General features: G+C 67.0%; 14 protein-coding genes and 1 tRNA gene. 9 read left to right on the forward strand and 6 right to left on the reverse strand.

Features of this window, described 5'->3' with window-relative positions:
* Positions 1 to 64 precede the first annotated feature (64 nt).
* A complete protein-coding gene (locus tag MIC448_RS04625) occupies positions 65 to 709 on the forward strand; it encodes a GntR family transcriptional regulator (RefSeq protein WP_036296660.1) in 645 nt (214 codons plus the stop codon).
* 76 nt (positions 710 to 785) lie between these two features.
* Here MIC448_RS04625 and MIC448_RS04630 read toward each other — a convergent pair.
* Positions 786 to 872: transfer RNA gene (locus tag MIC448_RS04630), tRNA-Leu, on the reverse strand.
* A gap of 235 nt (positions 873 to 1,107) precedes the next feature.
* Between MIC448_RS04630 and MIC448_RS04635 the strand changes: the two genes are divergently transcribed.
* The 7 genes from MIC448_RS04635 (at position 1,108) to pknB (ending at position 10,077) form a co-directional block, all read left to right on the forward strand.
* On the forward strand, positions 1,108 to 1,851 hold the full coding sequence (locus tag MIC448_RS04635) for a DUF3662 and FHA domain-containing protein (RefSeq protein WP_036296664.1): 744 nt from the start codon (positions 1,108 to 1,110) through the stop codon (positions 1,849 to 1,851).
* The gene (locus MIC448_RS04640) at positions 1,848 to 2,432 is read left to right on the forward strand and encodes an FHA domain-containing protein (protein WP_036296667.1); all 585 of its coding nucleotides are present in this window, start codon (positions 1,848 to 1,850) and stop codon (positions 2,430 to 2,432) included. Before MIC448_RS04635 ends, MIC448_RS04640 begins: the two co-directional genes overlap by 4 nt.
* Before the next feature lie 3 nt (positions 2,433 to 2,435).
* On the forward strand, positions 2,436 to 3,683 hold the full coding sequence (locus MIC448_RS04645) for a PP2C family serine/threonine-protein phosphatase (RefSeq protein WP_036296670.1): 1,248 nt from the start codon (positions 2,436 to 2,438) through the stop codon (positions 3,681 to 3,683).
* Positions 3,684 to 3,733: 50 nt separating this feature from the next.
* On the forward strand, positions 3,734 to 5,086 hold the full coding sequence (locus MIC448_RS04650; protein ID WP_036296779.1) for an FtsW/RodA/SpoVE family cell cycle protein: 1,353 nt from the start codon (positions 3,734 to 3,736) through the stop codon (positions 5,084 to 5,086).
* The gene (locus tag MIC448_RS04655) at positions 5,083 to 6,540 is read left to right on the forward strand and encodes a penicillin-binding protein 2 (protein ID WP_036296673.1); all 1,458 of its coding nucleotides are present in this window, start codon (positions 5,083 to 5,085) and stop codon (positions 6,538 to 6,540) included. The genes MIC448_RS04650 and MIC448_RS04655 overlap by 4 nt, the downstream gene beginning before the upstream one ends.
* Entirely contained in the window at positions 6,537 to 8,285 is a 1,749-nt protein-coding gene (locus tag MIC448_RS04660; protein WP_036296676.1) for a serine/threonine-protein kinase, read from the forward strand. Before MIC448_RS04655 ends, MIC448_RS04660 begins: the two co-directional genes overlap by 4 nt.
* Positions 8,286 to 8,370: 85 nt before the next feature.
* Positions 8,371 to 10,077: a Stk1 family PASTA domain-containing Ser/Thr kinase gene (pknB, locus tag MIC448_RS04665; RefSeq protein WP_081766185.1), complete on the forward strand. Its 1,707-nt coding sequence runs from the start codon at positions 8,371 to 8,373 to the stop codon at positions 10,075 to 10,077.
* A gap of 44 nt (positions 10,078 to 10,121) precedes the next feature.
* Here the strand turns inward: pknB and MIC448_RS04670 are convergent, their stop codons facing one another.
* The 3 genes from MIC448_RS04670 to MIC448_RS04680 are packed head-to-tail and all read right to left on the reverse strand — an operon-like array spanning position 10,122 to position 11,784.
* Entirely contained in the window at positions 10,122 to 10,763 is a 642-nt protein-coding gene (locus MIC448_RS04670; protein ID WP_036296679.1) for an aminodeoxychorismate/anthranilate synthase component II, read from the reverse strand.
* Entirely contained in the window at positions 10,760 to 10,915 is a 156-nt protein-coding gene (locus MIC448_RS04675) for a hypothetical protein (protein ID WP_036296682.1), read from the reverse strand. Before MIC448_RS04675 ends, MIC448_RS04670 begins: the two co-directional genes overlap by 4 nt.
* On the reverse strand, positions 10,915 to 11,784 hold the full coding sequence (locus MIC448_RS04680; RefSeq protein ID WP_306342082.1) for a class E sortase: 870 nt from the start codon (positions 11,782 to 11,784) through the stop codon (positions 10,915 to 10,917). Before MIC448_RS04680 ends, MIC448_RS04675 begins: the two co-directional genes overlap by 1 nt.
* A 71-nt stretch (positions 11,785 to 11,855) precedes the next feature.
* Between MIC448_RS04680 and MIC448_RS04685 the strand changes: the two genes are divergently transcribed.
* Positions 11,856 to 12,089, forward strand: a complete 234-nt coding sequence (locus MIC448_RS04685) for a cell division protein CrgA (protein ID WP_036296787.1) — start codon at positions 11,856 to 11,858, stop codon at positions 12,087 to 12,089.
* A gap of 61 nt (positions 12,090 to 12,150) precedes the next feature.
* On the opposite strand, the gene MIC448_RS04690 is transcribed toward MIC448_RS04685, so the two are convergent.
* Positions 12,151 to 12,786, reverse strand: coding sequence for a rhomboid family intramembrane serine protease (locus MIC448_RS04690; RefSeq protein WP_036296789.1), 636 nt, complete (start codon positions 12,784 to 12,786; stop codon positions 12,151 to 12,153).
* Between the two features lie 218 nt (positions 12,787 to 13,004).
* Complete coding sequence (locus tag MIC448_RS04695) at positions 13,005 to 13,562, reverse strand: peptidylprolyl isomerase (protein ID WP_036296685.1); 558 nt, start codon at positions 13,560 to 13,562, stop codon at positions 13,005 to 13,007.
* Positions 13,563 to 13,618: the final 56 nt, after the last annotated feature.

Here is a 13,618-nt window from a genome sequence, read left to right on the forward strand (position 1 = left end):
AAGATGACTCGAATTATTCAAGCGGCGGGTTTCCGCCGTGCCTTACCCGAAAAAGGCACCCGAAATGCCCCTTGATGCACCCGCTGAACGCCTCGAGGCCAGCGGTTCCGCGCTGGCCGACGACGTATATGCCTTGCTCGCTCGCGCCATCCTCGACGGGCGCCTGGCGCCCGGCGAGCGCATCCGCGATGTCGAGATCGCCGACCTGTACGGGATCTCCCGCACCCCGGTACGTGAGGCCATCCAACGCCTCGCCAATCAGGGCCTGCTCGAGATTGCAGCCCACCGCTATACCCGGGTGACGATTCCCGACGATTCCAGCCGCGCGGAAGCCATCGAGTACATCGGTCAGCTCAGCGGAGTCGCGGCCCGTCTTGCCGTGATGCGAGCGACGGATGAGGAGCTCGCGGAGATCAGCGAGATCCTCGATCAGGTCGCGGTCGCGGCCGCCGACGCCGATCCGCGTGAGCTGTCGACGCTCATGGTCGCGCTGTTCCGGCGAATCACGCATGTATCGCGCAATCGGATGCTCATCCAGACGCTCCGCGAGATCCACCTGCCCGTCGCGCGCCTACTCGTCGGGTGGACCCCGCACCCCGATGATCCGATCCTGCGCGCCGATTCGTTCGTGCGCCTGCGCGACGCATTCCTTGCGCGCGACGCAGATGAGGCAGAGCGGATCGTGCGCGAGCAGCATCCGCTCGCCTGATACGACTCTGGCCCAGTAATCCCGAAGGACTCTGGGCCAGCTGCGCCACCGGATGTCTCGAACCTCTCGACATCTCTGGTGCGCGAGGGGGGAGTTGAACCCCCACGCCCTTTCGGGCACTGGCACCTGAAGCCAGCGCGTCTGCCTATTCCGCCACTCGCGCGAATCTCGGGACGAACGCCCCAAAACTCAACCTTGCGAGAATATCACGGGTCTACGGCAGCGCGAGACGAGGATTCCGGCGGCTGAGGAGGACCATGAACGCAGTAGAGCCCTCCTCTCGCGCCGATCTCCTCCCGCGACGGACAGCCCTATCGTGCACAACTCCCCGATCGTCGGGGCCTATCCAGCCTCGCTGACTACGATGGGCCTACCATCCGCCCCGCCTGAGGAGCCCCGTGGGTCTACTTGACAGCTTCGAGAAGGGTCTCGAGCGCGCCGTAAACGGTGCGTTCGCGCGCACCTTTCGCAGTGGCATCCAACCCGTTGAGATCGCCTCCGCCCTGCGCGGCGAGCTCGACAAGAAGGCCGCGGTCGTCAGCCGCGACCGCATCCTCGCACCCAATACCTTCATCGTTGAGCTCTCGCCCGACGACCACTCCAAGATGGTGGCGCTCGGCGACACGTTGCTGACCGAGCTCGACACGCTCGTGCAGAAGCACGCGAAGGCACAGGGCTACACATTTGCGGGTGCCGTCAGCATCCGACTTGGCATCGACCCGAATCTCGCGGCGGGAACGTTGCGCGTCAGCTCCACCACCGAAGAGGGCCGCGTTTCGTGGCGTGCCGTGGTCGACATTGATGGCAAACGTCACCCCCTGACCTCGAGCCGAACGGTGATCGGCCGCGGCAGCGACGCCGACATCACGATCCCCGACGCCGGCACGAGCCGGAAGCACGTCGAGATCCTGTGGGACGGCGAGCGCGCCATGGTCCGCGACCTCGGATCGACCAACGGGTCTTCCCTCAACGGGCAACGCGTCACGCAGGCCGCGCTCGAGCCGGACTCGACGATTCGGATCGGACGCACCGACATCGTCTTCCGCGTCGTCGCGCAGGCGCGACCCCCGAAGCCGCCGCCACCGCCGCCCGCCGATGTGACCCGAGCCTTCGACGCGCTCGGCGGAAACGGGGCGCGATGAGCGAGCTCACACTCCTCCTGCTGCGGATCGGCTTCCTTCTCCTGCTGTGGGCCTTCGTCTTCGTCGTCGTCTATTCGATGCGCGCGGATCTCTTCGGCGTTCGCGTGCGACGGATGCCTGAGCCCGCGGATGAAGCCGCCGTCGCAGGAGCAGGCGCCGCGGGGGCAGCTGCTTCAGCCACCGCGCAGGTCCCTCCCCCCGCCGCGCCACGCGCCCCATCGACGCCCGCCCCGGCGGCGCCACCCTCTCCCTCACGTCCCGGAAAGAAGGGCGGCGCCGCGACCACCGAATCGGTCCAACGCATCGTGATCACCTCCGGGCCGAAGGCCGGGCTCGAACTCCCCCTGACGAACGAACCGCTGACGATCGGTCGCTCGAGCGAATCGGGCCTGGTAATCCGCGACGATTACACCTCCAGCCATCACGCGCGCCTGGTGCTGTGGGGCGAGCAGTGGATGATTCAGGACCTCGATTCGACGAACGGCACCTGGCACGACGGCGCCCGCGTACAGGCCCCTACCCCGGTGACGATCGGCGCGCCGATCAAGGTCGGCGCGACCACCTTTGAGCTGCGGAAGTAGTTGATGGTCTTCGAGGGCTCCGCGGCGGCCCTGTCCCACACGGGCAAGGTGCGCTCCAACAACCAGGACTCGGGTTATTCCGGGTCCAACCTCTATGTCGTCGCCGACGGCATGGGTGGTCACGCGGGCGGCGATGTCGCATCATCCATCGCGATCCGGCACCTCGAAGACCTCGATCGGCCCTTCGCGAGCACCGCCGAAGCCGAGCGCGTGCTGCGCGACACGATCACCGAAACGGCATCCGCTCTGATCGATACGGTCGAGCAGCGGCCCGAGCTCTCGGGGCTCGGCACCACGGTGAGCGCGCTCTTGATGATCGACGACCATGCGGTCATCGCCCACATCGGGGACTCGCGCATCTACCTCTTCCGTGACGATCAGCTCACACAGATCACGACCGACCACACCTTCGTCCAGCGCCTCGTCGATTCGGGCCGCATCACCGTCGAAGAGGCGCGTTTCCACCCCCGGCGCTCCGTGCTCATGCGCGTGCTCGGCGATATGGACGCCCACCCCGACGTCGACACGTTCATCATGGCGACTCAGCCCGGTGACCGATGGCTGCTGTGCTCGGACGGTCTCTCCGGCGTCGTCGACGATCCCCACACGGCGAAGGCCCTCGCGCAGGGGCTCACACCCCAGCGCACCGCCGACGTGCTGCTGAAGCAGGCCCTCGACGCCGGCGCACCCGACAACGTCACCATCGTCATCGTCGACGTGGGCGGATCTCATCCCGTCGTGGTGGGAACGCCGACCATCGTCGGCTCGGCGTCGACCCCGCTCGACTTCGATGTTCCCGCCGCGCGCCCGGGTCGCAGCAGCTGGCTGCACCCCAATCGTCAGGCTGCGAACGAACCGACGCACTTCGAGCCGGCGGCCGAGTTTCTCGAAGAACTCATCGAAGAAGACCGTCGCCGTGCCCGTCGTCGCCGGATCGGCTGGATCGTCGGCGCCGTGGTCGTGGCCGCGCTGCTCGTCGTCGGCGCATTCCTCGCATACTCGTGGACGCAGACGCGATTCTTCGTCGGTGCCGATCATGAGATGGTCGTCGTCTACCGGGGCATTCAGCAGGACATCGGCCCGATCTCGCTGTCCGAGGTCTACGAAGAGACGGGCATCGATCTCGACGACCTGGACGAATTCACGCGACAGGCGGTCGAGTCGACCGTTTCGGCGGAGACGCTGACCGAGGCCCGTGAGATCGTCGAACGTTTGCGCGCCACAACCGAGCCATTGGGGGTGAACCCGTGACCTCGACCCAACAAGGCGATACCGCCGAACTCAAGGCCGACACGACCGTCATGAAGGCGCTCCGCACGCTCCGGATGCCTCAGACCCAGCGCAACCGCGAGCTCGGTCTGCTGCTGCTCGCCTTTGCGGTGAGCGGATCCGCGGTCGCCCTCGTGCAGCTGGGTGCGATCGGTGGCATCGAGTGGACGATCCTCTACTATTTCGGTGCCCTCGCCGTCTTGGTACTCACGCTGCACATCGTGCTGCGGTTCCGGGCACCCAACGCGGATCCGATCGTCGTACCGATTGCAACGACCCTCACGGGCCTCGGCCTCGCAATGATCTACCGCATCGATATCGCCATCGACGCCGAGGGCTGGGATGGTGCATCCACCCGCCAGATCGCCTGGACCGGCATCGCCGTCGCCGGTGCCGTGGCCGTGGTCATCCTGTTGCGCAACTACCGCGTGCTTTTCCGATACACCTACGTCTCGGGATTCGTGGGGCTCGTTCTGCTGCTCCTGCCGGCAATCCCCGGTTTGGCTCGGGAAGGCACGGGCGCGGCAGTCTGGGTCTCGATCGGTGGCTTCTTCAGTTTCCAGCCCGCTGAGTTGGCGAAGATCGCCCTGGCGATCTTCTTCGCCGGTTACCTCGTCCGCACGCGCGAGAGCCTCACCTCAACCGGCCACCGTTTTCTCGGCATGACCTGGCCGCGTGCACGCGAGATCGGGCCGCTGCTGATCATCTGGGTCGTCTCGCTCGCGATCATCGTGCTGCAGCGCGACCTCGGCACCGGCGTACTGATCTTCGGCATGTTCATCGCGATGCTCTACACCGCGACGGGCCGCACCAGCTGGGTCGTGATCGGGCTGGGCCTCGCGTTCGCCGGTGTGTTCATCGCCTCGCAGGTCATGACGTACGTCGGGTCGCGCATCTCGGCCTGGTGGCACGCCTTCGATCCCGAGGTCATCGAACGCACCGGGGGCAGCTTCCAGCTCGTCGAGGGCATCTTCGGACTCGCGCAGGGCGGCCTGATCGGCACGGGGCTCGGCCAGGGTCGTCCCTATCTGACGCCGCTGTCGCAGAGCGACTACATCGTCCCGAGCCTCGGCGAAGAGCTCGGTCTCATCGGTGTTTTCGCGATCCTGTGCCTGTACATGCTCTTCGTCAGCCGAGGCATCCGGATCGGACTCGCCGGACAGGATGACTTCGGCAAGCTCCTCGCGACCGGTTTGGCGTTCACGATCGCCCTGCAGGTCTTCATCATGGTCGGCGGCGTGACCCGCCTGATCCCGCTGACGGGGCTGACCACGCCCTTCCTCGCTGCCGGTGGCTCGTCCCTCGTCGCGAACTGGCTCATCGTCGCTCTCTTCTTGCGCATCTCGGACGCCGTGCGCTCACGTCCCCGGGTGGTCATCGGATGAACAAAGAACTTCGCCGCCTATCGGTCGTCATCCTCGCGATGTTCCTCGCGCTGTTCGGTGCGACCAGCTGGATCCAGGTCGTTCAGGTCGACGCCCTCGCCGAGAATCCCGCGAACACGCGTGCGCTGTACGACGCCTACCAGGTGCAGCGCGGCGCGATCATCGCGGATGGTGCGGCCATCGCGTATTCGGTGCCCTCGGACGACATCTACTCGTTCCAGCGGGTCTATACCGATGCGGCGATGTGGGCCCCCGTCACGGGGTACATCAACCCGCTGCTGAACTCCCGGACCGGGCTCGAGAGCGCGATGAACCAGGAGCTCAGTGGCACGTCGGGGTCGCAGTTCCTGCAGCGCCTCGATCAGATCATCACGGGCCAGAAGCCTCAGGGCTCCAATGTCGCGACCAGTCTTCTGCCGCGCGCGCAGCAGGCCGCCTGGGATGCCCTGCAGGGCTACGAGGGTGCGGTGATCGCGATCGAGCCGTCCACCGGCCGCATCCTCGCGATGGTCACGACCCCCAGCTTCGACACCAACCTGCTCGCCGCGCACAGCTCGTCCGAGGTCAATGAAGCCTTCGACGTGCTCGACCTCGACCCTCTGCGTCCCCTCTCGAACCGCGCCATCGCGGGGACACTCAACCCGCCGGGCTCGACGTTCAAGCTCGTCGTCGCCTCGGCCGCACTGTCTTCGGGTCGCTACACGCCCGAATCGACGTTCGCAAACCCCGCGCAATGGCAATTGCCCGGATCGTCCGACTTCATCAACAACTCCGGCGGCGGCACCTGCGGGCCGGGCGAGACTGTCACCTTGGCCGACGCCCTCCGCCTCTCGTGCAACATCCCGATGGCGCAGCTCGCGGTAGAACTGGGCGACAACGCGATCCGCGAAGAGGCCGAGAAGTACGGCTTCAACTCGTCGTTCACGATGCCGCTCGAATCAACCGCGTCGACGTACCCGCGTGCGCTCGAGGACGCCCCGACGGCTCTCACGGGCTTCGGGCAGGGCGATGTCCGCGCTACCCCGCTGCAGATGGCGATGGTCTCGGCCGGAATCGCGAACGACGGCGTCGTGATGAACCCCCGCATGGTCGACCGCGTGATCGGCCCCGACCTGTCGGTGCAACAGACCTTCGATGACACCGAATTTGCAACCGCCCTGAGTGAAGAGGATGCAGCAACCATGACCCAGATGATGGTGGCGAATGTCCAGAACGGCGTGGCGTCGGGTGCAAGAATAGACGGCGTAGAGGTGGCTGGAAAAACCGGCACGGCGGAGAACGGTGCGACCGCTCCGTACACCCTCTGGTTCACGGGCTTCGCGCCCGCGGATGACCCGCAGGTAGCGGTCGCGGTTGTGCTGGAGAACGGCGCAGGGCGGGGCCAGCAAGGCGGATCGAATCTGCTCGCGGCCCCGATCGGCAAGGCGGTCATGGAGGCGGTGCTGGAGCGATGAGACCCACACAGGGAGTGTCCTTCGGCGGCCGCTACGAACTGATCTCGCGCATCGCCATCGGTGGCATGGGCGAGGTCTGGGAGGCCACCGACCACGTCATCGGCCGCACCGTCGCGATCAAGATCCTCAAAGACGAGTACATGGGCGACCCGGGTTTTCTCGAGCGCTTCCGCGCCGAGGCTCGGCACGCGGCCCTCGTCAACCACGAGGGCATCGCGAGCGTCTTCGACTACGGCGAAGAGAACGGCAGCGCCTTCCTCGTCATGGAACTCGTTCCCGGCGAGGCCCTGTCGACGATCCTCGAGCGCGACGGCACCCTGTCGACCGACAAGACGCTCGATATCGTCGCTCAGACATCCGCCGCTCTCCAGGCCGCCCACGCGGCGGGCCTCGTGCACCGCGACATCAAGCCGGGCAACCTGCTGATCACGCCCGACGGTCGCGTGAAGATCACCGACTTCGGTATCGCCCGCATCGCCGACCAGGTGCCCCTGACGGCCACGGGCCAGGTCATGGGAACCGTGCAGTACCTCTCGCCCGAGCAGGCTTCGGGCCACCCGGCCTCAGCGGCGACCGACATCTACTCGCTCGGCATCGTCGCCTACGAATGCCTGGCCGGCAAGCGTCCCTTCACGGGCGAGTCGCAGGTCGCGATCGCGATGGCGCAGATCAACGAGCAGGCACCTCCGCTGCCGCCCACCGTCGCGGTCCCGGTGCAGAACCTCGTCTTCGCCATGATCGCGAAGAAGCCGGACGACCGCCCGAGCTCCACCGCCGTCGTCGCGCGCGCCGCCACCGCCCTGCGTCGCGGGGACATCGCGGCGGCCGCCGCCGCGATCCCGGCGATCGCCACGGGTGTCGTCGCGACGGACGAGGCAACTCAACTGCTGACCGCTGCGGCACCCCTCGATGCCGCCACGCGCCTTCTCACGCCGGGTGATGCCACGGGAGCCACGGCGACGGCGGTCGACGAAGCCCCGCCGCGCAAGCGCAGCCCGTGGACCTGGCCCCTGGTCGCCCTGATCGTTCTGCTGCTGCTCGTACTGGGCGGTGCCGTTTGGGCGCTGCTGGCGAACCAGGGCGGCGGCGCGGATCCGACAGGCTCACCCTCGTCAACCGCGCCGACTCCGTCCACCTCGAGCACCGAGCCCGTGCCGACGCCCACGACGGTGAATGTCGACGCGCTCGATCTCGTCGGCCAGGAGTGCGAGGCGGCGCGTCAGATCCTGACGGACGCCGGCATGAACTCCTCGTGCGTCGACGGCAACGCGGCGACGACGGAGGGTGAAGTGGGGCTCGTTTACGACGTGAACCCCTCCGGCCCCAATGTCGCCCAGGGCACGACCATCGAGCTGACGCGGTACGCCTCGATCACCCCGATGAACACTCCCGGCGCCCCGACGATCCAGGACGGCGGAGCACCCGTCACCACCGTCACGGCAAATGACACCGTCGACGTCCAGTGGTCGGGGTACAGCTGCGCCGCGGGTACCGGGTCGGTACTCTCGTACAACCTGACGGCCTCGAACGGCCTGTTCTCGAACGGGCAGTCGTCGATCGTGATCGCCGCCAACCAGCGGACCGCACCGATCGAGGTCAGCGAGAACACGGGCCAGTCGCTCATCGTCAAGTACACGGTGACGTGCACGGGCGGACCGGGCGGCGACCGGAACTCCCCGGATTCGCCGGAAGCCGCGGCAACGATCACCGCGGCCGAGGCCACGCCGACTCCACCGGCGCCCTGACCCGCTCCGTCGCGTCGCCGCAATCCGATCCATAGCCGCCGCCTAGGCTAGGAAGTCCCCCTTCCCCATCGACGAGGAGTACCCCGTGACGAATGAGCCACGCGTGCTGTCCGGTCGATATCGCATCGACGAGCTCGTCGGGCGCGGGGGAATGGCTTCCGTCTACCGCGGCTACGACCTGACACTCGGTCGCGCCATCGCGATCAAGATGCTCAAGCGCGAGCTGGCAGACGATGCGGCCTTCCGCACGCGATTCCGCCTGGAGGCCCAAGCGGCGTCGCGGATGGCGAACCCGACGATCGTGCGCGTGTTCGACGCGGGAGAAGAAACCGAGCGCGACGGCGACGGATCGACGCATCCGGTCCCGTACATCGTGATGGAACTCGTCGAGGGCGCCCTTCTGAAGGATGTCATCGACGCCGGCCCGGTTCCCGAGGCCGACGCCGTGCGCTACGTCGACGGGATCCTCGAGGCGCTGGAGTATTCGCACCGCGCGGGTGTCGTCCACCGCGACATCAAGCCCGGCAACGTGATGATCACCGACGCGGGACAGGTCAAGGTGATGGACTTCGGCATCGCGCGAGCGGTCTCGGATTCGTCGTCCACCGTCGCCGACACGACCGCGATCCTCGGTACGGCCGCGTACTTCTCTCCCGAGCAGGCCAAGGGTGAGGCCGTCGACGGACGCGCCGACCTGTACTCGACGGGCGTCGTGCTGTTCGAGCTCCTCACCGGTCGCGCTCCGTTCCGGGGCGAGTCCCCGGTCGCGGTGGCCTACCAGCACGTGAGCGAGACACCGGATGCTCCCTCCGAACTCAATCCCGACGTCTCACGCGCGCTCGATGCGGTCGTGCTGCGTGCACTCGCGAAGGATCCGTTCCAGCGATACCAGTCTGCCGAGCAGTTCCGCGGCGCTTTGTCGGCGGCTGTCGGCGGCGCCGCACCCAGCAAGCGTCAGCTCGGCGCACTGACCACCGAGCTGTACGGCGCGAACCCCCGCCAGGCGGCGGAGACCGCACGCTCGCTGCGTCAGTTGAGCACCGACGACACCATGGCCCGCACGCAGAGCGGACCTCCCGCGGCCTGGATCTGGACCGGGGTCGCCGTGCTCGCGGTGGTGATCATCTCTCTCTTCTTCTGGATCGTCACGATCCAGCCGCAATCGGAGGTTCCCTCTACGGCCCGGGTCGTCCCCTCCGTCGTCGGTCAGACGTACGAGGCAGCGAACAGCGCCCTCGCCGAAGCAGACCTGAATGCGGTCCGCCGTGATGAGGCGAGTGACACCGTCTCCGAGGGTTCGGTCGTGCGCACCGTCCCGGCGGCGGGCGTCGGCGTCACCGTGGGCCAGGACGTCACCGTGTACGTCTCGACGGGCGCGGAAACGACACCTGTCCCGCCCCTCGAGGGCTTGTCCGAGGCAGACGCCCGCGCCGCGATAGAAGCAGCCGGGCTCACGGTCGGGCAGATCACGTCGCGAAGCGTGCCGGGCAAGGGCGAGGGCACGGTCATCTCGTCATCGCCCGTCGCGGAAGAGAGCGTCATCGTCGGGTCGACGGTCAACCTCGTGACCGCGACCGGGCGGGTGCCGATCATCAACTACGTCGGATTCACACTGCAGGCGGCGACGGACAGCATCACCGGGCCGAGCATCCAGCTTACGGTCAGCCGCATCGAAGACCCGAGCTGTGTAGCGACGGATCCCGAGATCGTCACGCAGCAGTCGATTCCGCCGGGCGAAGCAGCGGTCGGTTCGACGATCGCGCTGACGGTCTGCACGGGCGTCGCCCCGTAACCACGCTCCGCGGAGCGGGCCGCGACTTGAGAGCGAAGAGCCGGCTACGCAGAGCCGACGAGCGGATGCTTGCCGTCCGCCGCGGCGACAGCATCAGGCATGCCCGACTCGGCGAGCCAGTTCGCGAGCAGACGGTGCCCTCCCTCGGTGAGCACGCTCTCGGGATGGAACTGAACGCCGCGGAGCGGCGCTTCGCGATGTTCGAGCGCCATGATGACGCCGCCATCTGTTCGCGCGGTCACGCGGAGTTCGGAGGGAAGAGAACCCTCCAGCACGGCGAGCGAGTGATACCGCGTCGCGGTGAACGGCTGCACGATGCCGTCGAACAGACCGCTGCCGTCGTGCACGACGGTCGAGGTCTTGCCGTGCATCAGCTCGGCGGCCGTAGACACGACGCCACCAAAGGCCTCGGCGATGGCCTGGTGCCCGAGACAGACACCGAGCAGGGGCATCCGCATCTCTTCCGCGGCGCGGACGATCTCGATGGAGGCGCCGGCCTCGCCCGGTGACCCCGGTCCCGGCGAGAGCAGAACCGCATCGTGCTTGCCCACGATGTCTCGTACGGATCCAACCGGGATGTCCCGGCTCCGGACGACCTCCACCCGCGCGCCGAGCTGGGCGAGATAGTCGACGAGCGTGAAGACGAAGCTGTCGTCGTTGTCGACGACCAGAACGCGGAACGTCACTGGACCGTGACCTCTTCGGGCGTGATCCATACCGCGACGACGGGGAAGACGTAGAAGAACAACGCGTAGACGATCGCCGCAGCAGCCACGAGCAGAATCAGCGTCCGGATCCACCACGGACCGGGCAGTACACGCCACAGTGCGCCGTACATCAGGACACCGCCGATTCAGAGACAGGCGCCCCAGGTACACCCTCGGGAGGCCCGTCCGCCCGAGGGTGGAAGGATTCGAAGACCGAGTACGCGATGATGCGCTCGGCGATGGTGTGCTTGGGCGAACAGCTCGTCATGGTCAAGTAGCGCCCACCCGCACCCGTGAGCGTGTCTTGCGGCACCGGGGCCAGTACGTCCACCGCCGAAGGCCGCACGTACTCGAGCGTGCGGAAGCGGTACGTGTACCAGCCGTCCTGGGTCTCGATGATGATCGAATCACCGACGCGCAGCTCGTCTATCGCGTAGAACGGCGCCCCGCCGAAACCGGTGCGGTGGGCGGCGACGGCGAAGTTGCCGACCTCGCCCGGCATCTGGGTGCCCGGGTAGTGCCCGATTCCGATCGTGTCGAGGGTGCGGGCACGCGAGACGCCGCCACCGATGCGCGCAGCGAAGTCCGCTCCGAAGCGCGGGACATACATGATGCCGAACTCTTCGCCATCGTCGGGCTCGGCCGCGATGACGGGTTCGATGGGTGCGGCGGGCTCTTCAGGCTCGTCAGGCGCCACTGTCGCAGACGGGCTCGGGTCCGCAATGGGTGGCGGAGAGTCTTGCCATTCTTCCGCGAGTGCCAGCGCATCCGCCCTGTTCTGGGCCGCCGCGATCTGATCGCCGATCCACATCTGCCACCCGACGAACAGCAGCACGACAACGCCCGCTGTCAGAAGCAACTCGCCGGCGACCCCGATGACACTGATCTTGCGAGCGCGCCGAGCATGACCCCGCCGTGTGGCCGCGTCCGAGGGTACGACCGTCTCCGAGCTCGCCGGATCGGCAGCTGCTCGCTGTCCCCCCGGTTCGCGTATATCCACGCGCCGATCCTAGGCCACTGTGCTGTGTGGGGCTGAGTGCTGTGCACGGCCTCCCCGCTACAATGGCCCTCATGTCCCGATCTGACGACGTCGACCCCGGCGCGCCCCGTCGCGACGTCGACGCCCCCAATCCCGTTTGGTTCCTGCCGGTCATGGTCGGCTTTATGCTCCTAGGCCTCGCCTGGGTTCTCGTCTTCTACCTGAGTAACGGCACACTGCCCGTTCCTGGTATCGGCGCATGGAATCTGGCCATCGGCTTCGGCATCGCCCTCATCGGCTTTTTGATGACGACACGTTGGCGCTGAGAGAACTACTTACACGCGTGTAATTCTCCACAGCTGTGCAGAACCCTGTGGACAACGGCTCTCAGCCGATGAGCGCGGGCACCGCGCAGAGCGCCAGGAGCACCGCGGCGAGCCCGGCGAGCAGACCGTATTGCAACCCACGTTGATCGGCACGACGGGTTCGCGCGAAGATCAGACCCGCGAGCGCCCCCGCGGCGAGACCGCCGACATGTGCCTGCCACGAGATCGAGAAGCCCGGCAAGAACCCGATCACCAGGTTGATGCCGACGATGATCAGGATGCCGGTGATGTTGGCGCCGATGTGCCGACCGATCACGAGTAGCGCGCCGAGCAATCCGAAGACCGCTCCCGATGCACCGATCACGGACGTCAGCGGCGCGAGCAGCGCGACCGCGACCGAACCCGCGAGGCCCGAGAGGAGGTACAGCAGAAGGAATCGGATGTGGCCGAGCAGCGGCTCAAGGCTTCGTCCGATCATCCAGACGGCCAGCATGTTGAGACCGACGTGCCAGAGCCCGGAGTGCGCCAGCATGTCGGTGAAGACTCGCCACGGCTGGAAGAACCCGAGCGAAGGATCGAGGTAGGCGCTGTTGAACAAGAACGCGCTCTTCAGGTCGAGCCCGGGGATGTAGTCGAGCACGAACAGGGCGGCCGTCACCCCGATGATCCAATACGTCACCCACGGACGACCGCTCATTGCGCGGACCGATGCGCGTGCGCGCCGGACGGCCGGCGGTGTGTCCGCCCGCTGTGCTTTCATGCACTCGGGGCAGATGACCCCGACCGCTCCCTGTGTCTGGCACTCGGGGCAGATGGTGCGGAGGCAGCGCTGACAGAGCACGTAGCTCCGGCGATCGGGATGCCGGTAGCAGAAGTCCTCGGGATTATGTGCCCCGTCAGTGCTCACGCGATGCGTCAGACCGTAGCGATGTCGACCGACTGCAGCACGACGGGCTCGATCGGCCGGTCGCCGCCCGCTGTGGGGACGGCACCGATGGCGTCGACCACTGCGCGCGAAGCGTCGTCCGCGACCTCCCCGAAGATCGTGTGCTTGCCCTGCAGCCACGGGGTCGGGTCGGTCGTGATAAAGAACTGCGAGCCGTTCGTGCCCTCGGCCTTGCCCGTGATGGCGTTGCGACGCAGGCCCGCGTTGGCCATGGCCAGCACGTAGGGCGCGTTGAAGTTGAGCTCGGGGCTGATTTCGTCGTCGAAGTTGTACCCCGGTCCTCCGGTGCCCTGTCCGAGCGGGTCGCCGCCCTGGATCATGAAACCGGGGATGATGCGGTGGAAGACCACATCGGTGTACAGGGCGCCTTCGCCGGGCTTGCCCGTGGCGGGGTCGGTCCACTCGCCGGTTCCGTCGGAGAGCCCGATGAAGTTGCGAACCGTGCGGGGAGCGTGGTCACCGTAAAGGTTGACGACAATGTCGCCGTGGTTGGTGTGGAGTGTGGCGACAGCGGTGTGATGCGGCATTGATCCATTCTGGCATAGGAGTTTGCCGCGAACTCTGGCCTCGCGGGCTCACCGTG

This window comes from Microbacterium sp. C448 (assembly GCF_000582705.2).
GTDB lineage: Bacteria > Actinomycetota > Actinomycetes > Actinomycetales > Microbacteriaceae > Microbacterium > Microbacterium lacus_A.

Bases quoted from the DNA above. Each gene is read 5' to 3' on its own strand.
- MIC448_RS04645 (WP_036296670.1), top strand. From the start codon at position 2,436: ATGGTCTTCGAGGGCTCCGCGGCGGCCCTGTCCCACACGGGCAAGGTG.
- MIC448_RS04625 (WP_036296660.1), top strand. From the start codon at position 65: ATGCCCCTTGATGCACCCGCTGAACGCCTCGAGGCCAGCGGTTCCGCG.
- MIC448_RS04685 (WP_036296787.1), top strand. From the start codon at position 11,856: ATGTCCCGATCTGACGACGTCGACCCCGGCGCGCCCCGTCGCGACGTC.
- MIC448_RS04675 (WP_036296682.1), bottom strand. From the start codon at position 10,915: ATGTACGGCGCACTGTGGCGTGTACTGCCCGGTCCGTGGTGGATCCGG.
- MIC448_RS04690 (WP_036296789.1), bottom strand. From the start codon at position 12,786: ATGAGCGGTCGTCCGTGGGTGACGTATTGGATCATCGGGGTGACGGCC.
- MIC448_RS04695 (WP_036296685.1), bottom strand. From the start codon at position 13,562: ATGCCGCATCACACCGCTGTCGCCACACTCCACACCAACCACGGCGAC.
- MIC448_RS04660 (WP_036296676.1), top strand. From the start codon at position 6,537: ATGAGACCCACACAGGGAGTGTCCTTCGGCGGCCGCTACGAACTGATC.
- MIC448_RS04655 (WP_036296673.1), top strand. From the start codon at position 5,083: ATGAACAAAGAACTTCGCCGCCTATCGGTCGTCATCCTCGCGATGTTC.
- MIC448_RS04650 (WP_036296779.1), top strand. From the start codon at position 3,734: ATGAAGGCGCTCCGCACGCTCCGGATGCCTCAGACCCAGCGCAACCGC.
- MIC448_RS04640 (WP_036296667.1), top strand. From the start codon at position 1,848: ATGAGCGAGCTCACACTCCTCCTGCTGCGGATCGGCTTCCTTCTCCTG.